Source organism: Variovorax sp. Varisp36, from assembly GCF_047304235.1.
Taxonomy (GTDB): domain Bacteria; phylum Pseudomonadota; class Gammaproteobacteria; order Burkholderiales; family Burkholderiaceae_C; genus Variovorax.
In genome coordinates, this window is the sequence record NZ_JBGLYU010000004.1 from 82,249 (window position 1) to 108,528 (window position 26,280).

General features: G+C 64.9%; 26 protein-coding genes and 1 tRNA gene. 1 reads left to right on the top strand and 26 read right to left on the bottom strand.

All coding sequences use genetic code 11. From position 1 onward, the window contains the following. Positions 1-37: 37 nt before the first annotated feature. Both ACCD11_RS04060 and ACCD11_RS04065 read right to left on the bottom strand, forming a co-directional pair. Complete coding sequence (locus ACCD11_RS04060) at positions 38-1,513, bottom strand: efflux transporter outer membrane subunit (RefSeq protein WP_413312546.1); 1,476 nt, start codon at positions 1,511-1,513, stop codon at positions 38-40. After that, positions 1,506-2,045 (bottom strand): MarR family winged helix-turn-helix transcriptional regulator, encoded by a 540-nt coding sequence (locus tag ACCD11_RS04065; protein WP_042674198.1) that lies wholly within the window; start codon positions 2,043-2,045, stop codon positions 1,506-1,508. The genes ACCD11_RS04060 and ACCD11_RS04065 overlap by 8 nt, the downstream gene beginning before the upstream one ends. 76 nt (positions 2,046-2,121) lie before the next feature. Here ACCD11_RS04065 and ACCD11_RS04070 point away from each other — a divergent pair, with 76 nt between their 5' ends. After that, positions 2,122-3,906 carry an ABC transporter transmembrane domain-containing protein gene (locus ACCD11_RS04070; RefSeq protein ID WP_413312547.1) on the top strand — a complete coding sequence of 595 codons (1,785 nt, stop codon included), beginning with the start codon at positions 2,122-2,124 and terminating at the stop codon, positions 3,904-3,906. A gap of 22 nt (positions 3,907-3,928) precedes the next feature. Here ACCD11_RS04070 and ACCD11_RS04075 read toward each other — a convergent pair whose 3' ends face one another. From ACCD11_RS04075 to ACCD11_RS04190, 24 genes are all read right to left on the bottom strand, one after another. Next, entirely contained in the window at positions 3,929-4,381 is a 453-nt protein-coding gene (locus tag ACCD11_RS04075) for a DUF1178 family protein (RefSeq protein WP_413312548.1), read from the bottom strand. A 7-nt stretch (positions 4,382-4,388) separates the two neighbouring features. Beyond that, positions 4,389-5,000 carry an NUDIX domain-containing protein gene (locus ACCD11_RS04080; protein ID WP_413312549.1) on the bottom strand — a complete coding sequence of 204 codons (612 nt, stop codon included), beginning with the start codon at positions 4,998-5,000 and terminating at the stop codon, positions 4,389-4,391. A 4-nt stretch (positions 5,001-5,004) separates the two neighbouring features. Continuing rightward, positions 5,005-5,310 (bottom strand): DUF2818 family protein, encoded by a 306-nt coding sequence (locus tag ACCD11_RS04085; RefSeq protein WP_056511131.1) that lies wholly within the window; start codon positions 5,308-5,310, stop codon positions 5,005-5,007. A gap of 15 nt (positions 5,311-5,325) precedes the next feature. Next, positions 5,326-6,813 (bottom strand): NADH-quinone oxidoreductase subunit NuoN, encoded by a 1,488-nt coding sequence (gene nuoN / locus ACCD11_RS04090; protein ID WP_413312550.1) that lies wholly within the window; start codon positions 6,811-6,813, stop codon positions 5,326-5,328. Between the two features lie 24 nt (positions 6,814-6,837). Beyond that, positions 6,838-8,316 carry an NADH-quinone oxidoreductase subunit M gene (locus ACCD11_RS04095; RefSeq protein WP_413312551.1) on the bottom strand — a complete coding sequence of 493 codons (1,479 nt, stop codon included), beginning with the start codon at positions 8,314-8,316 and terminating at the stop codon, positions 6,838-6,840. A 24-nt stretch (positions 8,317-8,340) separates the two neighbouring features. Continuing rightward, complete coding sequence (nuoL, locus tag ACCD11_RS04100) at positions 8,341-10,371, bottom strand: NADH-quinone oxidoreductase subunit L (protein WP_413312552.1); 2,031 nt, start codon at positions 10,369-10,371, stop codon at positions 8,341-8,343. 7 nt (positions 10,372-10,378) lie between these two features. Further along, positions 10,379-10,687, bottom strand: coding sequence for an NADH-quinone oxidoreductase subunit NuoK (nuoK, locus tag ACCD11_RS04105; protein WP_007837741.1), 309 nt, complete (start codon positions 10,685-10,687; stop codon positions 10,379-10,381). Further along, entirely contained in the window at positions 10,684-11,337 is a 654-nt protein-coding gene (locus ACCD11_RS04110) for an NADH-quinone oxidoreductase subunit J (RefSeq protein ID WP_007837742.1), read from the bottom strand. The genes nuoK and ACCD11_RS04110 overlap by 4 nt, the downstream gene beginning before the upstream one ends. Before the next feature lie 29 nt (positions 11,338-11,366). Then, positions 11,367-11,912 carry an NADH-quinone oxidoreductase subunit NuoI gene (nuoI, locus tag ACCD11_RS04115; protein ID WP_007837743.1) on the bottom strand — a complete coding sequence of 182 codons (546 nt, stop codon included), beginning with the start codon at positions 11,910-11,912 and terminating at the stop codon, positions 11,367-11,369. A gap of 17 nt (positions 11,913-11,929) precedes the next feature. Beyond that, positions 11,930-13,009 (bottom strand): NADH-quinone oxidoreductase subunit NuoH, encoded by a 1,080-nt coding sequence (gene nuoH, locus ACCD11_RS04120; protein ID WP_007837745.1) that lies wholly within the window; start codon positions 13,007-13,009, stop codon positions 11,930-11,932. Then, on the bottom strand, positions 13,006-15,171 hold the full coding sequence (gene nuoG, locus ACCD11_RS04125; RefSeq protein WP_007837747.1) for an NADH-quinone oxidoreductase subunit NuoG: 2,166 nt from the start codon (positions 15,169-15,171) through the stop codon (positions 13,006-13,008). Before nuoG ends, nuoH begins: the two co-directional genes overlap by 4 nt. Before the next feature lie 20 nt (positions 15,172-15,191). Beyond that, the gene (gene nuoF / locus ACCD11_RS04130; protein WP_007837749.1) at positions 15,192-16,532 is read right to left on the bottom strand and encodes an NADH-quinone oxidoreductase subunit NuoF; all 1,341 of its coding nucleotides are present in this window, start codon (positions 16,530-16,532) and stop codon (positions 15,192-15,194) included. After that, positions 16,532-17,074 carry an NADH-quinone oxidoreductase subunit NuoE gene (nuoE, locus tag ACCD11_RS04135; protein WP_413312553.1) on the bottom strand — a complete coding sequence of 181 codons (543 nt, stop codon included), beginning with the start codon at positions 17,072-17,074 and terminating at the stop codon, positions 16,532-16,534. Before nuoE ends, nuoF begins: the two co-directional genes overlap by 1 nt. A 10-nt stretch (positions 17,075-17,084) precedes the next feature. After that, positions 17,085-18,338, bottom strand: coding sequence for an NADH-quinone oxidoreductase subunit D (locus ACCD11_RS04140; RefSeq protein ID WP_413312554.1), 1,254 nt, complete (start codon positions 18,336-18,338; stop codon positions 17,085-17,087). A 1-nt stretch (position 18,339) separates the two neighbouring features. Beyond that, entirely contained in the window at positions 18,340-18,951 is a 612-nt protein-coding gene (locus tag ACCD11_RS04145) for an NADH-quinone oxidoreductase subunit C (RefSeq protein WP_007837755.1), read from the bottom strand. A gap of 13 nt (positions 18,952-18,964) precedes the next feature. Beyond that, positions 18,965-19,444, bottom strand: coding sequence for a NuoB/complex I 20 kDa subunit family protein (locus tag ACCD11_RS04150; protein ID WP_007837763.1), 480 nt, complete (start codon positions 19,442-19,444; stop codon positions 18,965-18,967). A gap of 15 nt (positions 19,445-19,459) precedes the next feature. After that, a complete protein-coding gene (locus ACCD11_RS04155) occupies positions 19,460-19,819 on the bottom strand; it encodes an NADH-quinone oxidoreductase subunit A (protein WP_042674206.1) in 360 nt (119 codons plus the stop codon). 67 nt (positions 19,820-19,886) lie between these two features. Beyond that, positions 19,887-19,971: transfer RNA gene (locus ACCD11_RS04160), tRNA-Leu, on the bottom strand. Between the two features lie 120 nt (positions 19,972-20,091). Beyond that, a complete protein-coding gene (gene secG, locus ACCD11_RS04165) occupies positions 20,092-20,493 on the bottom strand; it encodes a preprotein translocase subunit SecG (RefSeq protein WP_413312555.1) in 402 nt (133 codons plus the stop codon). Positions 20,494-20,529: 36 nt separating this feature from the next. Continuing rightward, positions 20,530-21,294: a triose-phosphate isomerase gene (gene tpiA, locus ACCD11_RS04170; protein ID WP_007837775.1), complete on the bottom strand. Its 765-nt coding sequence runs from the start codon at positions 21,292-21,294 to the stop codon at positions 20,530-20,532. A gap of 13 nt (positions 21,295-21,307) precedes the next feature. After that, positions 21,308-22,306, bottom strand: a complete 999-nt coding sequence (locus ACCD11_RS04175; protein ID WP_413312556.1) for an NAD(P)H-quinone oxidoreductase — start codon at positions 22,304-22,306, stop codon at positions 21,308-21,310. An 89-nt stretch (positions 22,307-22,395) separates the two neighbouring features. Beyond that, positions 22,396-24,696 carry a polyribonucleotide nucleotidyltransferase gene (gene pnp, locus ACCD11_RS04180; RefSeq protein ID WP_413312557.1) on the bottom strand — a complete coding sequence of 767 codons (2,301 nt, stop codon included), beginning with the start codon at positions 24,694-24,696 and terminating at the stop codon, positions 22,396-22,398. A gap of 205 nt (positions 24,697-24,901) precedes the next feature. Beyond that, a complete protein-coding gene (rpsO, locus tag ACCD11_RS04185) occupies positions 24,902-25,168 on the bottom strand; it encodes a 30S ribosomal protein S15 (protein ID WP_007837783.1) in 267 nt (88 codons plus the stop codon). A 187-nt stretch (positions 25,169-25,355) separates the two neighbouring features. Next, on the bottom strand, positions 25,356-26,279 hold the full coding sequence (locus tag ACCD11_RS04190) for a DMT family transporter (protein WP_413312558.1): 924 nt from the start codon (positions 26,277-26,279) through the stop codon (positions 25,356-25,358). Between the last annotated feature and the right edge of the window lies 1 nt (position 26,280).

Below are 26,280 nucleotides of genomic sequence, written 5' to 3' on the forward strand. Positions count from 1 at the left end.
TTCCGAAGACGAAAAAATCGGACTGGTTCGGGTGATGTCAGTTCATTGCGGCTGATGGCGCCGCTGCCGTGGCGGTGGCCGGGGGCTGCCAGCCGCCGCCCAGCGCGCGCGCCAGACCTACCTGTGTGTCGAGCGCGCGGGCGGCCAGATCGACCGCCAGCCGGCGCTGCGCCAGCACGGAGGTTTCCGCCGTCAGCACGTTGAGGTAGTTGCCGAGGCCCGCGCGGTAACGCTGCACGGCGATGTCGTAGGCGCCCTCGGCAGCGGCCTGCGCGGCGCGTTGTTCAGCTTGCTGGCGCGCGATCGACTGCGCGCTGGTGGCCTGGTCGGCCGCGTCGCGCACCGCGTCGAGCACGGTAGCGTTATAGCTTTCGATGGCCACGTCGAGGTCGGCCGACTTGCCGCGCAGGTTGGCCCGCAGCTTGCCGCCTTCGAAGATCGGCAGCGTGATGGCGGGGCCCACGCCCCATTGCTCGCTGCCCGACTTCAGCAGCTTGCCGAAACCCAGGCTCTGGAAGCCGGCGAAGGCCGTGAGGTTCACGTTGGGATAGAACAGGGTCTTGGCATTGGCCACGTCGCTCGTGGCGGCCTCGACGCGCCAGCGCGCGGCGGCGATGTCGGCGCGGCGGCCCAGCAGGTCGGCCGGAATGTTCGCCTGCAGCGCCATCGGCCTGACGTTCGCCAGCACCGGCGGCTTGAGCGATGCGGACACGTTCGGCTGGCCGACCAGCGCATCGAGTGCGTGCTGCTGCAGCGCGATCTGCTCGTTGAGCGATTCGATCTGCTGGCGTGCTTCGGGCAGGCCGCCTTCGCTCTGGCGCAGTTCGAGACGGGTGTCGAGGCCGGCGGACACGCGGTCGCGCACGAGCTTGAGCGTTTCGTCGCGCTGCGCCAGCGTGCGCCCGGCAACGGTGAGCTGGTCGTTCAGGCGCGCCCACTGGAAGTAGCTGCGCGCCACGTTGCTCGCGAGCAGCACGCGTGCGGCATCCGCATCGGCGGCCGCGGCGTTGGCCGCGCCGATGGCGGTGTCGAGCGCGCTGCGGTTCTTGCCGAAGAAGTCGAGTTCCCAGCTGGCGCTGAGCTGCAGCAGGCCGATGTTCTGCGTCGAGCCGCCCAGCGGTGCGGGGTAGATGTAGTTGGTGTTGAACTTCTGGCGCTTCAGGTCGAGGTCGCCCTTGACCTGCGGCTTGAGCGCCGCGCCGGCAATGTCCGCCGAGGCCTGCGCACGCGCAAGGCGGGCTTGAGCGACCTGCAGGTTCGGGTTGCCGGCCACGGCCTGATCGATCAGCGAATCGAGCTGCGTATCGCCAAAGGCCAGCCACCATTGGCTGTCGAGCCGGGACGCAGGCGCCGCGGCGCTGTCGGGCGCGATGCCCAGCGACGAGGCGTCGCGCAGTTTGGCCTGCGAGCCGATGCCTGACATGTCGGCACAGCCGGCCAATGCCACCACCAGCAGTGCGGCGGCCATGATGGGTGTGCGACGCACGGCGCGCACGGCGAGGGATTCAGTCATTTTTATCTCCACGGGCCGCGAGGGCCTGGGCGTTGTCGAGGATGCGGCGCAAGTACCCCTTGAGCTGCTCCCATTCTTCGGTGCTGAAGCCGGCAAGGTGTTCGTTCTGCACACGGCTCAGCACGTAGGGCACTTCCTTGGCGGCGGCACGGCCTTCGTCGGTGAGCTCGATATTGACCACGCGGCGGTCTTCGAGCGATCGCACGCGGCGGCACAGGCCCTTGGCCTCGAGGCGGTCGAGCAGGCGCGTCATGGCGCCGGTGTCGAGTTCGCAGGCACGGGCCAGTTCGGCCACGGTGGTAGCGGCGCCTACATGCAATTTATAGAGAGGCACCCACTGCGGATAGGTCGGGCTGCCCGGCTCGCACATGCGGTTTTCGACCGACTGGCCGACCGCCGTGACGATGCGGCGCATCAGGTAGCCGATGCTTTCTTCGGTACGGTAGGTTTCCGGGCTGTAGAAGGCTGCAGGCGCGCGACGCTCGGCGTCGGCAGGCGCCGACGGGGCTTGGGGGGTAGTTGCATCGCTCATGGGCCGAATATTAGTTGCCGAGGCAGTTATTGTCAAGGCTGCCTTTGTAGTAGCAATGTTTCTGTAGAATCCTTCCATGGCTTCTCCCCCACCGTCTTCCATGGCCAAGGGCTCGCCCCGATCGCTCTCGGGCCTGAGCCCTTTTCTCCGTCCCTACCGGGTGCAGATCGTCCTGGCAGGCATCTTTCTGGTGATGGCGGCGCTCACCACACTGGTTTTCCCTATCGCATTGCGCAGCCTGATTGACGGTGGCTTGATCAGCGCCGACAAGGGCGCCCAGACGATGGCGCTGCGCGAGCACTTCGGCGCCCTCTTCGCGGTGGCAGTGGCGCTCGGTCTTTTCTCGGCGGCGCGCTTCTATACGGTGAGCTGGCTGGGCGAGCGCGTGACGGCCGACATCCGCAACGCGGTCTATGGCCACGTGCTGAAGCAGAGCCCGGCCTTCTTCGAAACCACGCAGACCGGCGAGGTGCTCTCGCGCCTGACAGCCGACACCACGCTGGTGCAGACGGTCGTCGGCTCCTCGCTGAGCATGGGCCTGCGCAACGCGGTGATGGGCATCGGCGCGCTGGCCGTGCTGGTGTGGACCAATCCCTATGTGATGGTGCAGGTGCTGGGCATCCTCGTGCTGGTGGTGCTGCCGAGCATGTGGTTCGGCCGCCGCGTGCGCAAGCTGTCGCGCGCCAGCCAGGACCGCGTGGCCGATTCGAGCGCCATCGCTGCCGAGGTGCTGAACGCGATTCCGGTGGTGCAGAGCTACACGGCCGAAGGCCGCGAGGCCGCGCGCTTCAGCGGTTCGACGGAGAACGCTTTCCGCACCGCCGTGCGCCGAACCAAGGCCCGCTCGGTGCTGGTGGCGTTCATCATCATCGCGACCTCCGCGGCGCTGCTCTGGGGCCTGTACCAGGGCACGCAGGCAGTGCTGCGCGGCGACATCACGGCCGGCCACCTGGGCCAGACCGTCGTCTACGTCGCCATCCTGGCCAGCGCGACCGCCGTGCTCGGCGAGGTGTACGGCGACTTGCTCCGCGCAGCCGGCGCAACCGAGCGGCTGATGGAACTGCTGCATGCGCCCGCGGCCATCTTTTCACCGTCGAATCCGACGGTCGCGCCCGTTCCCGTGGCGGGCAGCGCGATCAGGTTCGACGCGGTGACCTTCCATTACCCGTCCCGGCCGGACACGCCGGCATTGCGCGGCTTCAGCCTCGACGTCGCGCCCGGCGAGACCGTGGCGCTGGTGGGGTCGAGCGGCGCGGGCAAGAGCACAGTGTTCCAGTTGCTGCTGCGCTACTACGACCCGCAATCGGGCCGCCTGCTGCTCGATGGCACTCCGCTGGCTTCGCTCGCCCTGCCCGACCTGCGCACCCGCATCGGCCTGGTGCCACAGGATGCGGTGATCTTCTCGGCCAGCGCGTTCGAGAACATCCGCTACGGCCGGCCCGAGGCAACGGCCGAAGAGGTGCATGCCGCCGCCCGCGCCGCCTTCGCCCACGACTTCCTGCAGGCGCTGCCCGAGGGCTACGACACCTTCCTCGGCGAGCGCGGCGTGCGCCTGTCGGGCGGACAGCGCCAGCGCATCGCGATCGCGCGTGCGATCCTCAAGAACCCGCCGCTGCTGCTGCTCGACGAGGCCACGAGCGCACTGGACGCGGAGAGCGAACGCATGGTGCAGGCGGCACTGGAATCGGCGATGGAAAACCGCACGACGGTCGTGATCGCACACCGCCTGGCGACGGTGCAGAAGGCCGACCGCATCGTGGTGCTGGACCACGGCGGGATCGTCGAGCAGGGAACGCACGCGACGCTGGTGGCGCAGGGCGGCGTTTATGCGCGCCTCGCTGCGCTCCAATTCACGGCATGAGCAACAGCGGCGGCCCGGTTGGCTACTGCAGGGTTTCCTTGAGCGCAGCCGGTATCGGCAGCGCCATCACCGCAATGCCCTCGTCGAGCAGCGCCTCGGTCTGCTCGAGCGTGGCCTGTCCGCGGATGCCCCGTTCCTGGGCCTCGCCGTAGTGCATCTTCCGGGCTTCGTCGGCAAAGCGCTCGCCGACGTCTTCGGTCTTCGCCAGCACCTCGCGCACGGCTCGCATCCAGCGGGCCTCGGGCGAGAGTTCGGCGGGAACAACACTTGAAGCGGCAGTTGCAACGGCTTCCTGCGGCGCCTTGGCATTGCCGAGGTTGAGGCGCGGCGCGCTCAGCAACTTGACGATCGCGGTGTCGCCGCAGACCGGGCACTCGACCAGTCCGCTCGCCAACTGGCTGTCGAAGGCCTCGTTGGACGCAAACCAGCCCTCGAAGCCGTGGCCGTGTGCGCAGCGGAGATTGAGAACCTTCATGCGCGGATTATCCCGCGCTGCCTTCTGCCGGCACGGCCTGCCAGTCCAGAGCCCATGCGCCCGAAAGGACGTTCTGCAGCCAGAGCGTGCAGGTCAGCGTCTTGGCATCGGTCACGATGCCGTCGCGGCACCAGCCGGCCAGCTCTCCGGGCATGGCCGTGAACACGTCGAGGAACTCGCCATGGTCGAGCTGCCGCTCGCCCAGCGAAAGACCGCGCGCGAAGTAGATGTGGATGATCTCGGTCGAGTACGCCACCGCCAGGTGCATCGCACCCGCATGCGCCCATTCGCGCGCGGTATAGCCGGTTTCCTCGAGCAGCTCGCGCCGGCCGCAGACGAACGGGTCTTCAGCCGCGTCGAGCTTGCCCGCGGGGAATTCGATCATCACGTGGCCTACGGGGTAGCGGAACTGGCGCTCCAGCACCACGCGGCCATCGTCCAGCAACGGAATGACCACCACGGCACCCGGATGCACCACGTATTCGCGCGTGGCGGTGTGGCCGTCGGGCAGTCGCACGGTGTCGCGCTTGGCGTGCAGGAAGTTGCCCTTGAAGAGCTCCACGCTCTGCGTGAGTTCTTCCTTCAGGTGCGAATCGGTGGTCGTGGTGGTCGAGGTCATGTCGTCAGTGCCTGTGTTTCATCAGGTAGCGCCAGGTGAACCCGGGAAAGGCCAGCACGATGAACAGCGCGCCGGTCACCGCATAGAACTCCCAGCCCTGCGAGGCGATCTGCCCTGCCCTGCGCTCGAACAGCAGCCCGACGCCGCCCGCCAGAAAGTACAAGACCACCAGCTCGGCGAGCCGCACCGCGAGCGACTTGGGTGTTGTCGCCAGAGGCACGACGCCGAACAGGCGGTCGTTGAAGAACGGCAGGTTGGCGGCCACCAGGGCCACCAGCAGAACGACCCAGACCGACGCGGTTTGCGACACCCGAGGTCGGCCGCGTCAGTGGGCCAGCGTGGCCACGATCGCGTCGTAGCAAAGCGTCATCAGGCCGCCGGGCACGATGCCCAGGATCAGGATCAGCGCGCCGTTGATCGTGAGCACGGTGCGCACGTCGCGCGGTGCCGACACCGTGGTGGCCGTGACGGGCGCATCGAAGTACATGACCTTGACCACGCGCAGGTAGTAGAACGCACCGATCAGCGACATCATCACCGCGAACACGGCCAACCCGATGTAGATCGCCTGGCCCGAGGCGATCAGCGCCTGCAGCACGGCCAGCTTGGCATAGAAGCCGACCAGCGGCGGCAGGCCGGCCAGCGAGAACATCGCGATGGCCATCACACCGGCATACAGCGGGCTGCGCTGGTTCAGGCCTGCGAGGTCGGTAATCTCTTCGCTTTCGAAACCTTCGCGCGCCAGCAGCAGGATGATGCCGAAGCTCGCCAGCGTGGTCAGCACATAGGTCACGATGTAGAACATCGAGGCGCTGTAGGCGAACTGGGCGTTGTACGTGCCCTGCTGGTCCGAACCCGCCACCAGGCCGAGGAGCATGAAGCCCATCTGCGAGATCGTCGAGTACGCCAGCATCCGCTTCAGGTTGCTCTGCGCGATGGCGGCCAGGTTGCCGACCAGCAGCGAGGCGATGGCGAGCACGGCGAGCATCTGCTGCCAGTCGATGGCCAGCGGCTGCAGCGCGTCGACCAGCAGGCGGATGATGATGGCGAAGGCCGCCAGTTCGGGCGCGGCGCCGATCAGCAGCGTGACCGCCGTCGGTGCGCCCTGGTAGACGTCGGGCACCCACATGTGGAACGGCGCGGCGCCCACCTTGAAGGCCAGGCCGGCCACGATGAACACCAGGCCGAACACCAGCACCTGGTGGTTCACCTTGCCGCTCGCGATGGACTTGAACACTTCGTTGACGTCGAGCGAACCGGTCGCACCGTACATCATCGACAGGCCGTACAGCAGGAAACCGCTGGCCATGGCGCCGAGCACGAAGTACTTCATGGCGGCTTCGCTGGCCACCGCGTTGTCGCGGCGCAGCGCCACCAGCGCATAGCTCGACAGCGTGAGCAGTTCCAGGCCCAGGTAGATCAGCAGGAAGTTGCTGCCCGAGATCATCACGAACATGCCCAGCAGCGCGAACATGCTGATGGTGAACAGTTCGCCGCCGCGCAGCATCTCGCGGTCGGCCGCATAAGGACGGCCATAGACCAGCGTGACCATCAGGGCAACGGTGGCAAAGCATTTGAGCCAATTGCCCATCGGATCGCTGACGACCATGCCGCCGAAGCCGTAGGCAGTCTTGCCACCGAGGGCGGCGAGGCCCGACAACACCGCGACCACGGCGAGCGTGGCCAGCGTCAGTACATAGGTGCGCGTACGGCGCGGGCTCGCGTCCGACAGGTCGACCAGCGCAATGATGCAGGCCATGACCAGCAACACGATTTCGGGGTAGATCGTGACCCAGCTGAGTTTGTCAATCATCTCGTTCTCTTGTTCAGCGTGGCATCAGGAGGGCAACTTGGAAATCGCCACGTGGCGCAGGAGCTCGGTCACCGAAGCGTTCATCGAGTCGGTGAAAGGCTTCGGATAGAGGCCCATCCACAGCACGGCGATCGCCAGCAGCGCCAGCATCAGGAACTCGCGGGCATTGATGTCGCTGACTTCCTTGACGTGGTCGTTGCCGACCGGGCCGAGGTACACGCGCTTGTACATCCACAGGGTGTAGGCGGCACCGAAGATCAGCGCGGTCGCTGCCGCCATTCCGATCCAGAAGTTGGCCTTCACGGCACCCAGAATTACCATCCACTCGCCCACGAAACCGGCGGTGCCCGGCAGGCCGCAATTGGCCATGGCGAACAGCAGCGCGAACGCGGCGAACTTGGGCATGGTGTTGACCACGCCGCCGTAGTCGGCGATCTGGCGCGAGTGCACGCGGTCGTACAGCACGCCGATGCCCAGGAACATGGCGCCCGACACGAAGCCGTGCGCAATCATCTGCACGATGCCGCCGGACACGCCGAGCTCGTTGAAGATGAAGAAGCCGAGCGTCACGAAGCCCATGTGGGCCACCGACGAGTAAGCCACCAGCTTCTTCATGTCCTGCTGCACCAGCGCGACCAGGCCCACGTAGATCACCGCGATCAGCGACAGCGCGATCATGAGCCAGGCCCATTCGTGCGAGGCATCGGGCGCGATGGGCATCGAGAAGCGCAGGAAACCGTAGGCGCCCAGCTTCAGCATGATCGCGGCCAGCACGGCGGAACCGCCGGTGGGCGCCTCGACGTGCACGTCGGGCAGCCAGGTGTGCACCGGCCACATCGGCACCTTCACCGCGAAGGCCGCGAAGAAGGCGAAGAACAGGAAGGTCTGCGCACTCGCACCCAGCGGCAGCTTGTGCCAGCTCAGGATGTCGAAGCTGCCGCCCGACTTGTTGTACAGGTAGATCAGCGCCACCAGCATCAGCAGCGAGCCGAGCAAGGTGTAGATGAAGAACTTGAAAGCCGCGTAGATCTTGTTCGGGCCGCCCCAGATGCCGATGATCAGGTACATCGGGATCAGCGTGGCTTCGAAGAACACGTAGAACAGCACGCCGTCGAGTGCAGCGAACACGCCGATCATGAAGCCCGACAGGATCAGGAACGCGCCCATGTATTGGTTCACGCGCTCGGTGATCACTTCCCAGGCCGAGATCACGACGACGACCGTGATGAACGACGTCAGCAGCACCAGCCAGAGCGACATGCCGTCGATCCCGAGGTGGTAGTTGACGTTGAAGCGCGAGATCCAGCCCGTCTTCTCGACGAACTGCATCGCGGCGGTACTGTTCTGGAAACGCGTGACCAGCGGCACCGTGACCAGGAAGCTCACGATGGAACCGACGAGCGCGACCCAGCGTACGCCTCTGGCCTGCTCGTCACGGCCAAACGCCAGCAGCACGGCGCCGAATGCGATCGGCACCCAGATGGCAAGGCTCAACAAACCCATTTTTCTTTTTCTCCAGCGCTAGGCTCAGCGTTTGAACCAGACGAAGTACGTCATCAGGATGAAGATGCCGAGCAGCATCGCGAAGGCATAGTGGTAGATGTAGCCGGACTGCATCCAGCGAACCACGCCTGAAACCCGGCCGACCACCTTCCACGAGCCGTTCACGACGGCACCGTCGATCAGGGCCTGGTCGCCACCCTTCCACAGGCCGGTACCGAGCGCGCGCGTGGCGCGGGCGATGACGTTCTCGTTGAACCAGTCCATGTAGTACTTGTTCTCGAGCAGGCGGTAGATCGGACCGAAGGCGCGCTTGATCGCGGCCGGCAGCGCCGGGTTGATCATGTACATGTACCAGGACAGGACCACGCCGGCCAGCGCCAGCCAGAACGGCGGCGCCGTCAGGCCGTGGATGGCCATGGCCACCGGGCCGTGGAAGGCTTCTTCCAGTTCCTTCATGGCGTGGTGCCTGGTGCCGTCCACGATGATCGCGTTCTTGAAGAACTCGCCGAACAGCATCGGCTCGATCGTCATGAAGCCGATCACCACCGAGGGAATGGCCAGCAGCACCAGCGGCAGCCACACCACCCAGGGCGATTCGTGCGGCTTGTGGCCGTGGCCATGATCGTCGTCGTGCTCCGCATGCTCATCGTGGTGGTGCGCGTCGGGGTTTTGGTCGTAGCGTTCCTCGCCGTGGAAGACCAGGAAGTACATGCGGAACGAATAGAACGCCGTGATGAACACGCCGGCCAGCACCGCGTAGTACGCGAAGTTCGCGCCCCACAGGTGGCTTTCGTGCACCGCTTCGATGATGCTGTCCTTCGAGTAGAAGCCGGCGAAGAACGGCGTGCCGATCAGCGCGAGCGAACCCAGCAGCGAGGTGATCCAGGTGATCGGCATGTACTTGCGCACGCCGCCCATCCAGCGGATGTCCTGGTTGTGGTGCATGCCGATGATCACCGAGCCCGCACCGAGGAACAGCAGCGCCTTGAAAAAGGCGTGCGTCATCAGGTGGAACACCGCGACCGAGTAGGCCGAGGCACCGAGCGCCACCGTCATGTAGCCGAGCTGCGAGAGCGTCGAGTACGCGACCACGCGCTTGATGTCGTTCTGGATGATGCCCAGGAAGCCCATGAACAGCGCGGTGATGGCGCCGATCACGAGGATGAAGCTCAGTGCCGTGTCGCTCAGTTCGAACAGCGGCGACATGCGCGCCACCATGAAGATGCCGGCCGTCACCATCGTTGCCGCGTGGATCAGCGCGGAGATGGGCGTCGGGCCTTCCATCGAGTCGGGCAGCCACACGTGCAGCGGGAATTGCGCGCTCTTGCCCATGGCGCCGATGAACAGGCAGATGCAGATCACGGTGATCAGCATCCATTCGGTGCCCGGGAAGGTGATGCCGGCCAGCGTGTTGGCCTTGGCGAAGGCTTCGCCGTAGTTCAGCGTACCGGCATAGGCCGCGATCAGGCCGATGCCGAGGATGAAGCCGAAGTCGCCCACGCGGTTGACCAGGAAGGCCTTCATGTTCGCGAAGATCGCGGTCGGCCGGTTGAACCAGAAACCGATCAGCAGGTACGACACCAGGCCCACCGCCTCCCAGCCGAAGAACAGCTGGAGCATGTTGTTGCTCATGACGAGCATCAGCATCGAGAAGGTGAACAGCGAGATGTACGCGAAGAAGCGGTTGTAGCCGTCGTCTTCCTCCATGTAGCCGATGGTGTAGATGTGCACCATCAGCGACACGAAGGTCACCACGCACATCATCATGGCGGTGAGGCCGTCGATCAGGAAGCCGACTTCCATCTTCAGGCCGCCAACGGTCATCCATTCATAGATGGTTTCGTTGAAGCGGGCGCCGTCGGCCACCACGCTCTTGAGCGTCATGGCCGAGATGATGAAGGCGACCAGCACGCCCAGGATGGTCAGCGAATGCGTGACCTTGCGGCCGATGTGATCGCCGCCGAACTTGGTGCCGAACAGGCCGGCGACGACGGCGCCGACCAGGGGTGCCAGCGGCACGGCCAGCAGGGTGGATGCGGAAAGGGTTGCGCTCATGTTGCGTTCAACCCTTGAGTGAGTTGAGTTCGTCGACGTTGATGTTCGACTTGTTGCGGAACAGCAGGACCAGCAGCGCCAGGCCGATGGCCGACTCGGCCGCGGCCACCGTCAGGATGAAAAACACGAAGATCTGGCCGTGCATGTCGCCCAGATAGTGCGAGAACGCCACAAAGTTCATGTTGACCGCGAGCAGCATCAGCTCAATGGCCATCAGCAGCACGATGAGGTTCTTGCGGTTCAGGAAGATGCCGATCACGGACAGCGCGAAGAGCATCGCGCCGAGCGAGAGGAAGTGTCCGAGCGTGAGCGTCATGCCTTGTTTTCCTTTGCAGCGTCCGCAACTTCGACCACAGGCTCCGCAGCACGCGTTGCCGGCATCTGCACGATGCGCACGCGGTCACGCGCCTTCACGCGGACCTGGTCGGCCGGATTGACGTACTTGCTGTCCTTGCGGGTACGCAGCGTCAGTGCGATGGCCGCCACGATGGCCACCAGCAGGATGACCGCGGCGATTTCCAGCGGGTAGAGGTATTCGGAGTAAAGCAGCTTGCCGAGCTCGAGCGTATTGGAAGTGTTGGCGCCCATCGCACCGGCAGCAGCGCGCGGTGCCTCGCCCAGGCGGAAGCCGCCCATGAGCACGGCCGCCATTTCGAGCGCGATGAGCGCGCCGACACCGGCGGCCAGCGGGAAGTGCTTCCAGAAGCCCTCCCGCAAGCTGTCGACGTTGATGTCCAGCATCATCACGACGAACAGGAACAGCACCATCACGGCGCCGACATACACCAGCACCAGAGAGATCGCGAGGAACTCGGCGCGCAGCAGCAGCCAGATGGCCGATGCCTGGAAGAAGGCCAGCACCAGATACAGCGCGGCATACACGGGATTGCGGGCGGTGATGACGCGGAACGCTGCGAACAGCAGCACCACGGCAAACAGATAGAACAGACCGGTCTTGACGTCCATGGAATTCGAATGGGTTCGGGCTGGTCGGATCAGCGGTACTTGGCGTCGGCCGCCTTGTTCGCTGCAATTTCTTTTTCGTAGCGGTCGCCCACGGCCAGCAGCATGTCCTTCGTGAAGTACAGGTCGCCGCGCTTTTCGCCGTGGTATTCGAAGATGTGCGTCTCGACGATCGAGTCGACCGGGCAGCTTTCTTCGCAGAAGCCGCAGAAGATGCACTTGGTCAGGTCGATGTCGTAGCGCGTGGTGCGGCGCGAGCCGTCGTCGCGCACATCCGATTCGATGGTGATGGCCAGCGCCGGGCAGACGGCTTCGCAGAGCTTGCAGGCAATGCAGCGCTCTTCGCCGTTCTCATAGCGGCGCAGCGCGTGCAGGCCGCGGAAACGCGGCGACAGCGGCGTCTTCTCTTCGGGGAACTGCACCGTGATCTTGCGGGCGAAGGCGTACTTGCCGGTGATGGCCAGGCCCTTGAACAGTTCGAACAGCATGAAGCTGCTCAGGAAGTCCTTGAGCGAAAAAGGCGCAGACGCGAGCTTGGAAGGGCGCGCCAGCGCGCCGGCGGTGTGCGAAGCAGTCATGATGTTGGCGCTTCCTGTTATTTCCAGATGTTGAACGGCGTCTGCATCCAGCCACCGACCACGACCAGCCACACGAGAGTGACGGGAATGAAGATCTTCCAGCCCAGACGCATGATCTGGTCATAGCGGAAGCGCGGGAACGTCGAGCGCACCCACAGGAACATGGTGACCACGCAGAAGGTCTTGGCGCCCAGCCAGATCCAGCCGGGGATGAAGCTCAGGAACTCGAACGGCGGCAGCCATCCGCCCAGGAACAGCACGACGGTCAGGATCGAGACGAGCCACATGTTGGCGTACTCGGCCAGGAAGAACATCGCGAAGCTCATGCCCGAGTACTCGATCATGTGGCCGGCCACGATTTCAGACTCGCCTTCCACCACGTCGAACGGGTGGCGGTTGGTTTCGGCGAGGCCCGAGATGAAATAGACGACGAAGATCGGCAGCAGCGGCAGCCAGTTCCATGACAGCAAGCCCACGCCCATGTTGGCGAACATGCCCTTGCCCTGGACGTTCACGATCTCGCTCATGTTCAGGCTGCCCGTGACCATCAGCACCACGACGAAGCAGAAGCCCATCGCGATTTCGTAGCTCACCATCTGTGCCGAGGCGCGCAGCGCGCCCAGGAAGGCGTACTTCGAGTTCGAAGCCCAGCCGGCGATGATCACGCCGTACACCTCGAGCGAGGTGATGGCCATCACGAACAGCAGTCCGGCGTTGATGTTGGCCAGCGCCACGTCGGGACCGAAGGGAATCACGGCCCATGCGGCCAACGCCGGCATGATGGTCATGATCGGGCCCAGCAGGAACAGGCCCTTGTTGGCGACCGTCGGAAGAATGATTTCCTTGGTCATCAGCTTGAGCGCGTCGGCGATCGGCTGGAGCAGGCCCAGCGGTCCGATGCGGTTCGGGCCGATGCGGATCTGCGTGAAGCCGATGGCCTTGCGCTCCCACAGCGTGAGGTACGCCACGGCCAGCATCAGGGGGATCACCACGATGATGATCTTCAGCAGCGTCCAGACCACGGGCCAGACCACGCCGGTCCACCAGCCCGCGGCCACCAGGCCCTGGCCGAAGCCATGAATGGTGTCGACGATCATGCCAGTGCCTCCTCGGCACGCGCCGGTGCGGTCGACGACGCGTTGCGTGCGTCGGCGGTCAGTTGCAGCGACGGTGCGCGGCGCACGATCGAGTCGAGCTGGTAGATGCTCGCGACCACGGGTGCGGCAGCTGCCCCGCCGGAGGCGACGGCCTTCGCGGACGTGGCGTTGCTCAGCGCATTCGCCGGCACCGAGCCCTTGTCACCGATGGTGGCCAACACCTCGGCGGTTGATTCGAACGCGAAGCCCGGCAGGCCCAGCAGGTTGGCCAGCACGCGCAGCACCTTCCATGCCGGTCGCGTTTCGCCTTGCGGCTTCACGACGGCATGGAATCCTTGCAGGCGGCCTTCGGCATTGACGAAGGTGCCCGGAGTCTCGGTGAACGGCGCGATGGGCAACAGCACGTCGCTGAACTCGAGGTTGGCCTTGAAGGGGCTCAGCGTGACGACCATCTGCGCATTGCCGATGACATCGGCGGCGGCGGCGCCAGCGGCCGAATCGAACACCGGCTCGGTGTTCAGCAGCAGCATGGCCTTCAGGCCGGAGCCTGCGGCGAGCATGCGGCCGGCATCGAGGCCGCCGTTCTTCGGGAACGCGCCGACGATCTGCGCGCCCACGGTGTTGGCGGCTTCGGTCAGGTAACCGACGGTGGCGCCGGTTTGCGCGCCGATCCAGTTCGCCAGGGCCAGCAGGCTGCTGGCTTGGGCGTGATGGGCGGCGGCGTTGCCGAGCAGGATGGCCTTGCGTTCGCCACTCAGCAGCGAGGCTGCGATGGCCTTGGCGGCGGCATCCGGTGCGTTCTTCGGTGCCAGTGGCGCGGCTGCGCCGTTGGTTTCACCGACTGCAGCGGCCACGGCGGCCAGCGCTTCGACCCACTGGTCGGCTTCGACGATGGACGATTGCGCCACGTCGATGGCCCAGGCGTCGCGGGCGGCCATCAGGCTCGCCGAGGTGATCACCGACAGCGCGGCGCCCTTGCGCACGGCCTGGCGGATGCGCTGCGCGAACAGCGGGTGTTCCTTGCGCAGGTTCGAGCCGACGACGAGCGCGCGCTGCACTTGCGTGAGCGATGCGATCGAGGTGCCGAGCCAGCGCACGCCCTCGAATGCCGTGAATTCGGCGTTGCGCAGGCGGTAGTCGATGTTGTCGCTGCCCAGTTCACGCGTGAGCATGGCGGCGAGCTGCAGCTCTTCGAGCGTGCTGTGCGGGCTGACCAGCGTGCCGATGCTTTGCGCGCCGTGGTCGGCCTTGATCTGCTTGAGGCCGTTGGCGACGTACTCGAGCGCCGTCTGCCAGTCGACCTGCTGCCATTGGCCGCCCTGCTTCAGCATGGGCTGCGTCAGGCGCTCGGGGCCGTTGAGCGCTTCGTACGAGAAGCGGTCGCGGTCGGCGATCCAGCATTCGTTGACGTCTTCATTCTCGAGCGGCACCACGCGCATCACGCGGTTGTTCTTGACCTGGACGATCAGGTTGGCACCGGTGGAATCGTGGGGGCTCACCGACTTGCGGCGCGACAGCTCCCAGGTGCGGGCGCTGTAGCGGAACGGCTTGCTCGTGAGCGCGCCGACCGGGCAGATGTCGATCATGTTGCCCGACAGTTCGGAGTCGACCGAGTCGCCGAGGAAAGTTTCGATTTCGGAGTGCTCGCCGCGGTGCGACATGCCGAGCTCCATCACGCCGGCCACTTCCTGGCCGAAACGGACGCAGCGCGTGCAGTGGATGCAGCGGCTCATCTCCTCCATGCTGATCAGCGGGCCGACGTCCTTGTGGAACACGACGCGCTTTTCTTCCTCGTAGCGCGAGGAAGAACCGCCGTAGCCCACGGCCAGGTCCTGCAGCTGGCATTCGCCGCCCTGGTCGCAGATCGGGCAGTCCAGCGGGTGGTTGATCAGGAGGAACTCCATGACCGACTGCTGCGCCTTGATGGCCTTTTCGCTCTTGGTTCGAACGATCATGCCCTGCGTCACGGGCGTGGCGCAGGCCGGCATCGGCTTGGGCGCTTTTTCCACGTCGACCAGACACATGCGGCAGTTGGCCGCGATGCTGAGTTTCTTGTGATAGCAGAAGTGCGGGATGTACGTGCCCGCCTTGTCGGCCGCATGCATCACCATGCTGCCTTCGGTCACTTCGACCTTCTTGCCGTCGAGTTCGATTTCGATCATGAGTATGTTTCTTCTCGCGCTCAGGCCTTGACGGGCGCCGTCGGGACGTGGCCCGGAATCAGGGCTTCGAACTCGTGACGGAAGTGCTTGATCATGGCGCGCACGGGCATTGCCGCCGCATCGCCGAGCGCACAGATGGTGCGGCCCATGATGTCCCCGGCAACGGAGTCCAGCAGTTGCATGTCGCTGGGCTTGCCCTTCCCGTTGTGGATGCGGTCCACCACACGGTAGAGCCAGCCGGTGCCTTCACGGCACGGCGTGCACTGGCCACAGGACTCGTGCATGTAGAAGTACGAGAGGCGCTTGAGCGACTCGACCATCGAGCGGCTGTCGTCCATGACGATCACCGCGCCCGAGCCCAGCATGGAGCCGGCCTTGGCGATGGAGTCGTAGTCCATGGTACAGGCCATCATGATGTCGGCCGGCAGCACCGGCGACGACGAGCCACCGGGGATCACCGCCTTGAGCGTGCGGCCCTTGCGCACGCCGCCGGCCAGTTCGAGCAGCTTGGAGAACGGCGTGCCCATGGGCACTTCGTAGTTGCCGGGCAGCTCGACGTCGCCGCTCACCGAGTAGATTTTGGTGCCGCCGTTGTTCGGCTTGCCGCATTCGAGGTAGGCCGGACCGCCGTTGTTGATGATCCAGGGCACCGCCGCGAAGGTCTCGGTGTTGTTGATGGTGGTCGGCTTGCCGTAGAGGCCGAAGCTCGCCGGGAACGGCGGCTTGAAGCGCGGCTGGCCCTTCTTGCCTTCGAGCGATTCGAGCAGCGCGGTTTCCTCGCCGCAGATGTAGGCGCCGAAACCGTGGGCGGCGTGCAACTGGAAGTTGTACGTGCTGCCCATGATCTTGTCGCCGAGGTAGCCGGCGGCGCGCGCTTCTTCGAGGGCTTCCTCGAAGCGGTCGTAGCTCTGGAAGATCTCGCCGTGGATGTAGTTGTAGCCGACGCTGATGCCCATTGCATACGCGGCGATGGCCATGCCTTCGATCACGATGTGCGGGTTGAACTGCAGGATGTCGCGGTCCTTGCAGGTACCGGGCTCGCCTTCGTCCGAATTGCAGACGAGATACTTCTGGCCGGGAAACTGGCGGGGCATGAAGCTCCACTTCAGGCCGGTCGGGAAACCCGCGCCGCCACGGCCGCGCAGGCCCGAGGCCTTCACCTCGGCGATCACCTGGTCGGGCGTGAGGCCCTCGGTGAGGATCTTGCGCAGCGCCTTGTAGCCGCCGCGCGCCTCGTAGTCGGCCAGCCGCCAGTTGGTGCCATTCAGGCCGGCATAGATCTGCGGCTCGATGTGGCGGTCATGGAAACAGGTCTGGACGCCCGTGGCCTGGAACTGCTGGAGTACTTGCTCGGGCGACATCAGGCGGCCTCCCCTTTGACGGAGCCACGCAGGCCCTCGATGAGCTGGTCGAGCTTCTCATTGCTCATGAAGCTGCACATGGTGCGGTCGTTGACCAGCATCACGGGCGAATCGGCACAAGCGCCCAGGCATTCGCTCTGCTGCAGGGTGAACAGGCCGTCGGCCGTGGTCTCGCCCATCTTGATGCCGAGCTTCTTCTCGAGGTGCACGAGGGCCGTGACGCCGTCACGCAGCTGGCAAGGCAGGTTGGTGCACACGTTGAGCTTGAACTTGCCCACCGGATGCTGGTTGTACATGTTGTAGAAGGTCGTCACTTCATGCACGGCGATGGGCGCCATGCCGAGGTATTCGGCAATCTCGCGCTCGCGCTGCAGGCTGACGTAGCCCTCGTCCTGCTGGACGATGGCGAGGCAGGCCATCACGGCGGATTGCTTGCCCGCTTCGGGGTACTTGGCGACCTCGCGCGCAAAGCGCTCGAGGATCTCGGCCTTCAACGGGGCCGAAGGGGCCGCGTCATGGTGATGGGTTGAGGAAGTCGTCATTCGCTCTTTCTCACCTGTCGATTTCACCGAACACGATGTCCATCGTGCCGATCACCGCGACAGCGTCGGCGATCATGTGACCGCGCGACATTTCGTCGAGGGCGGCGAGGTGCGGGAAACCAGGGGCGCGGATCTTCAGGCGGTACGGCTTGTTGGCGCCGTCGCTCACGAGATAGATGCCGAACTCGCCCTTCGGATGCTCGACGGCGGCATACGCTTCGCCTTCGGGCACATGGAAGCCTTCGGTGAAGAGCTTGAAATGGTGGATCAGCTCCTCCATGTTCGCCTTCATCGATTCACGCGCGGGCGCGGCGACCTTGTGGTTGTCGGTGATAACCGGGCCGGGGTTGGCGCGCAGCCATGCCGAGCACTGCTGGATGATCTTGTTGGCCTGGCGCATTTCTTCCACGCGCACGAGGTAGCGGTCGTAGCAGTCGCCAGTCTTGCCCACGGGCACGTCGAACTGCATCTGGCCGTAGACGTCGTAGGGCTGCTTCTTGCGCAGATCCCATTCGACGCCCGAGCCACGCAGCATCGGGCCGGTGAAGCCGAGGTTCAGCGCGCGCTCCGGCGTGACCACGCCGATGCCCACGGTGCGCTGCTTCCAGATGCGGTTGTCGGTGAGCAGCGTCTCGTACTCGTCGACCATCTTCGGGAAGCGCGCGCAGAAGGCGTCGATGAAGTCGAGCAGCGACCCTTGGCGATCTTCATTCAGGCGCTCGATGGCCTTCGCGTTCTTGATCTTGCTGACCTTGTACTGCGGCATCGCGTCCGGCAGGTCGCGATAGACGCCACCCGGACGGAAGTACGCCGCATGCATGCGCGCGCCGGACACGGCCTCGTACATGTCGAACAGGTCTTCACGCTCGCGGAAGCAGTAGATGAGCATGTTCATCGCACCACAGTCGAGACCGTGCGCGCCGAGCCACAGCAGGTGGTTCAGCAGGCGGGTGATCTCGGCGAACATCACGCGGATGTACTGCGCACGGATCGGCACCTCGAGGCCCATCATCCGTTCGATGGCCAGGCAGTAGGCGTGCTCGTTGGACATCATCGACACGTAGTCGAGGCGGTCCATGTAAGGCAGCGACTGGATGAAGGTGCGCGACTCGGCGAGCTTCTCGGTGGCGCGGTGAAGCAGGCCGATGTGGGGGTCGGCGCGCTGGATCACTTCGCCGTCGAGCTCGAGCACCAGGCGCAGCACGCCGTGCGCGGCCGGATGCTGGGGGCCGAAGTTGAGGGTGTAGTTCTTGATTTCGGCCATATCAGTGCAAACCGCCGCCGTAGTTGTCTTCGCGGATCACGCGCGGCGTGATTTCCCGCGGCTCGATCGATACCGGCTGGTAGACCACGCGCTTCTGTTCTTCGTCGTAACGCATCTCGACGTGACCCGACACCGGGAAGTCCTTGCGGAACGGGTGGCCGATGAAGCCGTAGTCGGTCAGGATGCGGCGCAGGTCGTCGTGGCCATCGAACACGATGCCGTACAGGTCGAAGGCTTCGCGCTCGAACCAGGTGGCGGCGCTCCAGACGGGCTGGAGCGAATCGACCACGGGCAGGTCTTCGCTCGGCGCAAACACCTTGAGGCGCACGCGCTGATTGAGGCTCACCGACAGCAGGTGCGTGACGACGCCGTAACGCTCGCCCTGCCACTCGCCCTCGCGGTAGTCGGAATAGTCCATGCCGCAAAGGTCGATCAATTGCTCGAAGCGGCAGCCGGGCGCGTCGCGCAGCAGCAAGGCGGCTTCGATGTAGTCGGCGGCACCAACCACCACGGTCACCTCTTCCAAGGCAAGCGTCACGCTCCTGGCCTTGGCGCCAAGCGTCTCGGCAATGGTGGCGCGCAGCACCTCCGGCGAAATTGCAAAGTCAGTCATCGTCGGCAATCTCTCAGGCGCGGGCAATGGTGTTGGTGCGGCGAATCTTCTGCTGCAACTGGATCACGCCGTAGAGCAATGCTTCGGCGGTGGGCGGGCAACCCGGAACGTACACATCGACGGGCACGATGCGGTCGCAGCCGCGCACGACCGAATAGCTGTAGTGGTAGTAGCCACCGCCATTCGCGCACGAACCCATCGACAGCACCCAGCGCGGCTCGGGCATCTGGTCATAGACCTTGCGCAGGGCCGGCGCCATCTTGTTGCACAGCGTGCCCGCCACGATCATCAGATCGGACTGGCGCGGGCTCGGACGAAACAGCATGCCGAAACGGTCGATGTCGTAGCGGGCAGCGCCCGCGTGCATCATTTCGACCGCACAGCATGCGAGGCCGAATGTCATCGGCCAGAGAGATCCGGTCTTCGCCCAGTTCACCACAGAGTCGTAGGTGGTGGTGACGAAACCTTCTTTGAGAACGCCTTCAATGGCCATCGTGTGCTTTCCTTGTCATTCCCAGTCGAGCGCGCCTTTTTTCCACTCGTAGGCGAAGCCCACGACGAGGATGGCGAGAAAGATCATCATGGCCCAGAAGCCAATAGCGCCAATCTCCTTGAGCGCGATGGCCCAGGGGAAGAGAAAGGCAATTTCGAGATCGAACAGGATGAAGAGAATCGCGACGAGGTAGTAGCGCACATCGAACTTCATGCGCGCGTCCTCGAAGGCCTCGAAGCCACACTCGTAGGGAGCATTCTTCGCGGCGTCCGGCCGATTGGGGCCGAGGATGTATCCGATGACCTGAGGGGCGACGCCTACGCCGACTCCGACCAGAATGAACAAAAGGACGGGGAGGTAGGAGTCGAGATTCATCGAGAGTTTTTCACCGCTTGCCACCGGCAAGAAGAACCCCTGGATGAGGTTTTCTGCCGATGAGATTTGGTGCGGTCGGCGAGACTCGAACTCGCACAGCTTTCGCCACTACCCCCTCAAGATAGCGTGTCTACCAATTTCACCACGACCGCGGTTTTTTGCTGTTCGGATGGCATGAGGTACCTGCAAGAGGCATTTGGCTTTCCGAACAGATTTAGAGTTTACCCTGAAATGAAGCCATTTCTCACGGGCAACTCATGAAAACGAGTTGATTACTTGCCGGGGATCTGGCCCGCACCCGAAACCGGGGCTACAGGAGCCGAAGCGGGGGCGCTGGGAGCTGCCGCGCCAGGAATTTCACCAGCCGCGCCGGAAGCCGGCGCAGCAGGTGCACCCACCGCGGCGCGCTCCAGAAGACTGCCGCCGCCTGCGGGACGTGCATGGCTGAAATAGGCCAGCAGCAGCGTGCAGGCGAAGAACACGGCAGCAAGCACGGCCGTTGTGCGCGAGAGAAAGTTGGCACTGCCGCTGGCGCCGAACAGGCTGCCGGCGCTGCCGCTGCCGAAGGCTGCGCCCATGTCGGCGCCCTTGCCATGCTGGACCAGGATCAGGCCGATCATTGCGAGGGCTGCCAGCATCTGCACGCCGACCAGAAGGTTGAGGACCACGTTCATTCGTTCTTACTCCTAATTGATACAGCCGTTGCGCATTCAGCGCGCAGCGGCAGAAATGATCTGCAGAAAATCGGGCGCCTTGAGCGACGCGCCACCGATAAGGCCGCCGTCGATGTCGGCCTGCGCCAGCAGTTCGGCGGCATTGGCCGCATTCATGCTGCCGCCATAAAGAATCTGGATGCCCGCTGCATGCTCGCTCGCCGCGTGATGCAGTTGCGCGCGCAGCACGGCATGCACCGCTTGCGCCTGCTCCGGCGTGGCCGTCTTGCCGGTGCCGATGGCCCAGACGGGCTCATACGCCACGACGATCTCGCTGATGCAATGGCCGTTCACGTGAATCACTGCAGCCAGCTGGCGCTTGACGACCTCTTCGGTCTGCCCTGCTTCGCGCTGCGCCAGCGTTTCGCCGACACAGACGATCGGCGTGATGCCATTGGCCAATGCCGCAGCGGTTTTCGCCGCCACGGCCTCATCGGTCTCGCCATGGTATTGCCGGCGCTCCGAGTGACCGACGATCGCATAGCGCACGCCGAAATCCTTCAGCATCGCCGCCGATTGCTCGCCGGTGAATGCACCTTGCGGATGCGCCGAGATGTCCTGCGCACCGAGCGCCAGTGCCGGCGAGCCCGCCAGCAGCGATTGCAGCTGGGCGAAGTACGGCGCGGGCGCGCACAGCGCCACGTCGCACGCGGCCGGGCTTGCGGCCAGGCCTTGCTGCAAGGCTTTCACCAGCGCCTCGTTGGCAGCGAGGCTGCCGTTCATCTTCCAGTTGCCGGCGATCAGCTTCTTCTTGGTTGTCATCGCGTTCTTCCCGTCACCATGTCAGCACGATCTTGCCGATGTGCTGGTTCGATTCCATCAGCGCATGAGCCTGGGCTGCGCCGCTAGGCTCGCCCGCTGCTGCAAAGGTGCTGTGGATCACGGGCTTGATGGCACCGCTTTCCAGCAGCGGCCACACCTTTTCGCGCAGGGCCTTGGCAATGGCGCCCTTGAAGGCCACCGGCCGAGGCCGCAGCGTCGAGCCGGTGATCGTGAGGCGCCTGCGCAGCACGAGGCCCGCATTGATCTGGCTCTTCACGCCGCCCTGCACCGCGATGATCACGAGCCGGCCGTCTTCGGCCAGGCACTCGATCTCGCGCGCCACGTAGTCGCCTGCGACCATGTCGAGGATCACGTCCACACCCTTGCCGCCGGTGAGCTTCTTCGCCTCTTCGACGAAATCGCTCGTGCGGTAGTTGATGGCGTGGTCGGCCCCCAGCTTCTTGCAGGCTTCGCACTTGTCGTCGCTGCCGGCCGTGACGATCACCGTCGCACCCAGCGCCTTGGCGATCTGGATCGCCGTGACGCCGATGCCGCTCGAGCCGCCCTGGATCAGCAGCGTCTCGCCTTTTTGCAGACGGCCGCGTTCGAACACATTGCTCCACACGGTGAAGAAGGTTTCGGGCAGCGAGGCCGCATCGACATCGCTCCAACCCTTCGGCACCGGCAGGCATTGCGCCACGGGCGCCACGCACAGCTGCGCATAGCCACCGCCAGCGATCAACGCACAGACACGATCACCAACCTTGAACCCCGCCTCGGCCAGCGCCGCGGCATCGCCAGAGACGATCTCGCCGGCCACCTCGAGGCCCGGCAGATCGGATGCACCCGGCGGCACCGGATAGTGGCCCATCCGCTGCAGCACGTCGGGCCGGTTGACACCACTGGCCGCAACGCGAATCAGCAGCTCGCCCACACCCGCCACCGGATCGGGACGATCGGCCACGCGCAGCACCTCAGGGGCGCCGTACGAAGTGATTTCAATGGCTTTCATGGTCTTTCGGCCTCCAACGCCCGCAGATGGGGCGAAGCTTGACGTTCAAAAGATTGCAACGGCGGCAGTGAACCGCCGTTGCGCCCTTCTTACTCCTGAGGCTCGCGCGGGGCCTGCGACTGCTCGCCGGCCGGAGCCTGCTGCTGGTCGTTGAAGCGCGGTGCGCGCTCGCCACGATCGCCGCCGCGGTCACCACCACGGTCGCCACGGTCCGAGCGCTCGCGGCGGTCGCCGCCACGGTCGCCGCGATCACCACGGTCTTCACGCGGCGGGCGCTCGCTGTATTCCATACCGGCCGGACGCTCGGTCAGGGCCTTCATGGACAGCTTGACGCGGCCCTTTTCGTCGGTTTCCAGAACCTTGACCTTCACGATCTGGCCTTCGCTCAGGTAGTCAGTCACCTTCTCGACGCGTTCGTGCGCGATCTGGCTGATGTGCAGCAGGCCGTCCTTGCCGGGCAGCAGGTTGATGAGCGCACCGAAGTCCAGGATCTTGGTGACCGGGCCTTCGTAGACCTTGCCGATTTCGACTTCGGCCGTGATCTGCTCGATGCGCTTCTTGGCCAGTTCGGCCTTTTCCGGGTCGGTCGAGGCGATGGTGATGGTGCCGTCTTCGTCGATGTTGATCGTCGTGCCGGTTTCTTCCTGCAGGCCGCGGATGACCGAACCGCCCTTGCCGATCACGTCGCGGATCTTCTCGGGGTTGATCTTCAGCGTGGTCAGGCGCGGGGCGAAGCTGGAGACTTCGGCCTTGGCCTCGCCCATCGCTTCCTGCATCTTGCCCAGGATGTGCATGCGCGCTTCCTTGGCTTGCGCCAAGGCGACCTGCATGATTTCCTTGGTGATGCCCTGGATCTTGATGTCCATCTGCAGCGCGGTGATGCCGTTGGTGGTGCCCGCAACCTTGAAGTCCATGTCGCCCAGGTGATCTTCGTCGCCCAGGATGTCGGTCAGCACCGCGAAGCGGTTGTCTTCCTTGATCAGGCCCATGGCGATACCGGCCACGTGCGCCTTCATGGGCACGCCGGCGTCCATCATCGACAGGCAGCCGCCGCAGACCGAAGCCATCGACGAGGAGCCGTTCGACTCGGTGATTTCCGACACCACGCGAACCGTGTACGGGAATTCTTCCTTGGTCGGCAGCACGGCGACGAGCGCGCGCTTGGCGAGGCGGCCGTGGCCGATTTCGCGGCGCTTGGTCGAGCCCATGCGGCCCACTTCGCCGGTGGCGAAGGGAGGCATGTTGTAGTGGAACAGGAAGCGGTCTTCGTACTCGCCGGCCAGCGCGTCGATGCGCTGTGCATCGCGTTCGGTGCCGAGCGTGGTGATGACCAGCGCCTGGGTTTCACCGCGCGTGAACAGGGCCGAACCGTGGGTGCGCGGCAGCACGGAGTTGCGGATCTCGATGGGGCGCACGGTGCGCGTGTCGCGGCCGTCGATGCGGGGTTCGCCCGACAGGATCTGGCTGCGCACGATCTTCGATTCGATGGCGAACAGCAGGTCGTTGACCTTGCCGGCGTCGAAGGGCTCGCCGCCTTCCTTCAGCGTGTTCATCACGCTGGCATTGGCTTCGCGCAGGGCCTGCGTGCGGGCTTGCTTGCTGCGGATCTGGTAGACCGCGCGCAGCTTTTCTTCGGCCAGGCCCTTGACCTTGGCGACGAAGGCTTCGTCTTCGGCGGGCGCCTGCCAGTCCCACACCGGCTTGCCGGCGTCGCGCACGAGGTCATGGATCGCGTTGATGGCGATGTTGGCTTGTTCATGGCCGAACACCACGCCACCCAGCATGACTTCTTCGCTGAGCTGCTGCGCTTCGGACTCGACCATGAGCACGGCGGCTTGCGTGCCGGCGACGACCAGGTCCATCTGCGAATCCTTGCGGGCGGTCTGGCCCGGATTCAGCACGTACTGGCCGTTGATGTAGCCCACGCGGGCGGCGCCGATCGGGCCGCTGAACGGAATGCCGGAGATGGCGAGCGCTGCGCTCACGCCGATCATGGCGGCGATGTCGGCGTCGACTTCAGGGTTCAGCGACACGGTGTGGATGACCACGTGCACTTCGTTCAGGAAGCCTTCGGGGAACAGCGGGCGGATCGGACGGTCGATCAGGCGGCTGGTCAGCGTTTCATGTTCGCTGGGCTTGGCTTCGCGCTTGAAGAAGCTGCCGGGGATCTTGCCCGCGGCGTAGGTCTTCTCGATGTAGTCGACGGTCAGCGGGAAGAAATCCTGGCCGGGCTTGGCCGACTTGGAGGCGACCACGGTCGCCAGGATCACGGTGCCGTCGATGTCGACCAGCACGGCGCCATTGGCCTGGCGGGCGACTTCGCCCGTTTCCATGACGACGGTCTTGTCGCCCCATTGGAAGGACTTGGTGACTTTGTTGAAGAGGCTCATGTTTGCTCCTGTTTTAGTAGCGAACCACTCAGGGTTCGCAAGGGGCGGAGGCTGTCTCAGAACACGATGCCATTCCAGCGAAGCTCGGAGGGAACTTCATTGGAATGACACAGCTTCGCTCTGTTTGGCACTCCGAAAGTGGATCGCGAAGTAAAAAACGCCTGAGCTAGCGGACTAACCCAGGCGTTTTTTCATGCGATTCGATTTACTTGCGCAGACCCAGCTTGGCGATCAGCGCGGTGTAGCGGTCGGCGTCCTTGGACTTGAGGTAGTCGAGGAGCTTGCGGCGGCGGCTCACCATGCGCAGCAGGCCGCGACGGCCGTGGTGGTCCTTGGCGTGCGTCTTGAAGTGGGGGGTGAGCTCGTTGATGCGGGCGGTCAGCAGTGCGACTTGCACTTCGGGGCTGCCGGTGTCGTTGGCGGCGCGGGCGTTGTCCTTGACGACTTCGGCCTTGATGGAGGCTGCGATCATGATGATTTCCTTGGTTCCTAGGTGTTTGACTTGCGGTGAGCGCTGGAACTGCCCTCACCGTGCGCCTTGCGGCATGCAAAGCCTTGGAATTATAGCTCGCCCCCAGGCTGCGCGCACTTCGTGTCGCTTCGCCTACCCCCTACCGGGGGCAACACCTGAGGCCCGGCAAAGCCGGTTCCTCGGTGTTTCACGAAGGGGCCGCTGCCGGGTCGAGCCCCTTGCCACTCCTGCCATCGAGCGAAGCCAGGCCTACCGCGCCGAGCACGCAGGCGGCCCCGCCGATCTGCGCCAGGCTGATACTTTCCCCCAGCCAGAGGGCAGCCAGTATCAGTGCGGAAATCGGCAGGAGCGCAGTGGAAAGCGCCGCTTCGGCCCCTTTCAGCCTGGCCGCCCCGGCAAACCAGAGGACGAAGCCCAGCACCGTCGGCACCAGCGCGTAGTAGGCGACGCCGATCAGCGCATCGTTCGGCAACGGGCGCTCCCAGGCCCGCTCGAACAGCGCCGGAACCAGCGACAGCAGGAGCCCGAAGGCTGCCATCAGCGTCGACAGCGCCAGGGGACGCACCGGCACGCGCAGCCGCTTGTTGAGCAGGATGAACATTGCCTCACACACGACCGCACCCAGTATCAGCAGGTTGCCGGCGAACGCCGCGGCCGATTTGGAGTCCCCTGCTGAGCCTTCGCCCGGCCAGCTGATTGCCAGCACCCCTGCCGTCGCCAGCACGATGCTGCCCACCAGATATCGCCCCGGCCGCTCGCGCAAAGCCAGCACCGCCGCCAGCGCCGCAACGGCAGGCAGCGTCCCGGCCACCACGCCCGCGCTGGCGGCCGGCGCCCACCTCACACCAAGGATCAGCAGCACCGTATAGCCCACGCTGCCCAAACCCGCCTGGAACAAGAGCAGCACCAGGTCGCGCCGGTCGGGGCGAGGCCAAGGCGTGCGCGTCAGCCGCAGCAGCAGGAGAAACACCGGCAGCGCCATCGCGAACCGCAGCGCGGTCGCGGTGAACGGAGGGAGTCCGCCTGCGATGACCTTGCTGGCCACCACCGTGCTGCCCACCGTGACCATCGCCAGCGCGCACAGCGCCATTCCCTTCAACCGTTCCGACATG

What these genes read in the sequence shown, in the direction of transcription:
- ACCD11_RS04080 (WP_413312549.1), bottom strand. Translation starts at nt 5,000, where the DNA reads ATGACCTCGACCACCACGACCACCGATTCGCACCTGAAGGAAGAACTC.
- ACCD11_RS04075 (WP_413312548.1), bottom strand. Translation starts at nt 4,381, where the DNA reads ATGAAGGTTCTCAATCTCCGCTGCGCACACGGCCACGGCTTCGAGGGC.
- ACCD11_RS04150 (WP_007837763.1), bottom strand. Translation starts at nt 19,444, where the DNA reads ATGGCCATTGAAGGCGTTCTCAAAGAAGGTTTCGTCACCACCACCTAC.
- nuoF (WP_007837749.1), bottom strand. Translation starts at nt 16,532, where the DNA reads ATGTCGCCCGAGCAAGTACTCCAGCAGTTCCAGGCCACGGGCGTCCAG.
- nuoH (WP_007837745.1), bottom strand. Translation starts at nt 13,009, where the DNA reads ATGATCGTCGACACCATTCATGGCTTCGGCCAGGGCCTGGTGGCCGCG.
- ACCD11_RS04065 (WP_042674198.1), bottom strand. Translation starts at nt 2,045, where the DNA reads ATGAGCGATGCAACTACCCCCCAAGCCCCGTCGGCGCCTGCCGACGCC.
- ACCD11_RS04175 (WP_413312556.1), bottom strand. Translation starts at nt 22,306, where the DNA reads ATGAAAGCCATTGAAATCACTTCGTACGGCGCCCCTGAGGTGCTGCGC.
- ACCD11_RS04145 (WP_007837755.1), bottom strand. Translation starts at nt 18,951, where the DNA reads ATGACTGACTTTGCAATTTCGCCGGAGGTGCTGCGCGCCACCATTGCC.
- secG (WP_413312555.1), bottom strand. Translation starts at nt 20,493, where the DNA reads ATGAACGTGGTCCTCAACCTTCTGGTCGGCGTGCAGATGCTGGCAGCC.
- nuoN (WP_413312550.1), bottom strand. Translation starts at nt 6,813, where the DNA reads ATGATTGACAAACTCAGCTGGGTCACGATCTACCCCGAAATCGTGTTG.
- pnp (WP_413312557.1), bottom strand. Translation starts at nt 24,696, where the DNA reads ATGAGCCTCTTCAACAAAGTCACCAAGTCCTTCCAATGGGGCGACAAG.
- nuoE (WP_413312553.1), bottom strand. Translation starts at nt 17,074, where the DNA reads ATGACGACTTCCTCAACCCATCACCATGACGCGGCCCCTTCGGCCCCG.
- ACCD11_RS04190 (WP_413312558.1), bottom strand. Translation starts at nt 26,279, where the DNA reads ATGTCGGAACGGTTGAAGGGAATGGCGCTGTGCGCGCTGGCGATGGTC.
- ACCD11_RS04060 (WP_413312546.1), bottom strand. Translation starts at nt 1,513, where the DNA reads ATGACTGAATCCCTCGCCGTGCGCGCCGTGCGTCGCACACCCATCATG.
- tpiA (WP_007837775.1), bottom strand. Translation starts at nt 21,294, where the DNA reads ATGACAACCAAGAAGAAGCTGATCGCCGGCAACTGGAAGATGAACGGC.
- ACCD11_RS04140 (WP_413312554.1), bottom strand. Translation starts at nt 18,338, where the DNA reads ATGGCCGAAATCAAGAACTACACCCTCAACTTCGGCCCCCAGCATCCG.
- ACCD11_RS04155 (WP_042674206.1), bottom strand. Translation starts at nt 19,819, where the DNA reads ATGAATCTCGACTCCTACCTCCCCGTCCTTTTGTTCATTCTGGTCGGA.
- rpsO (WP_007837783.1), bottom strand. Translation starts at nt 25,168, where the DNA reads ATGATCGCAGCCTCCATCAAGGCCGAAGTCGTCAAGGACAACGCCCGC.
- ACCD11_RS04110 (WP_007837742.1), bottom strand. Translation starts at nt 11,337, where the DNA reads ATGGACGTCAAGACCGGTCTGTTCTATCTGTTTGCCGTGGTGCTGCTG.
- nuoG (WP_007837747.1), bottom strand. Translation starts at nt 15,171, where the DNA reads ATGATCGAAATCGAACTCGACGGCAAGAAGGTCGAAGTGACCGAAGGC.
- ACCD11_RS04070 (WP_413312547.1), top strand. Translation starts at nt 2,122, where the DNA reads ATGGCTTCTCCCCCACCGTCTTCCATGGCCAAGGGCTCGCCCCGATCG.
- ACCD11_RS04095 (WP_413312551.1), bottom strand. Translation starts at nt 8,316, where the DNA reads ATGGGTTTGTTGAGCCTTGCCATCTGGGTGCCGATCGCATTCGGCGCC.
- nuoK (WP_007837741.1), bottom strand. Translation starts at nt 10,687, where the DNA reads ATGACGCTCACGCTCGGACACTTCCTCTCGCTCGGCGCGATGCTCTTC.
- nuoI (WP_007837743.1), bottom strand. Translation starts at nt 11,912, where the DNA reads ATGACTGCTTCGCACACCGCCGGCGCGCTGGCGCGCCCTTCCAAGCTC.
- nuoL (WP_413312552.1), bottom strand. Translation starts at nt 10,371, where the DNA reads ATGAGCGCAACCCTTTCCGCATCCACCCTGCTGGCCGTGCCGCTGGCA.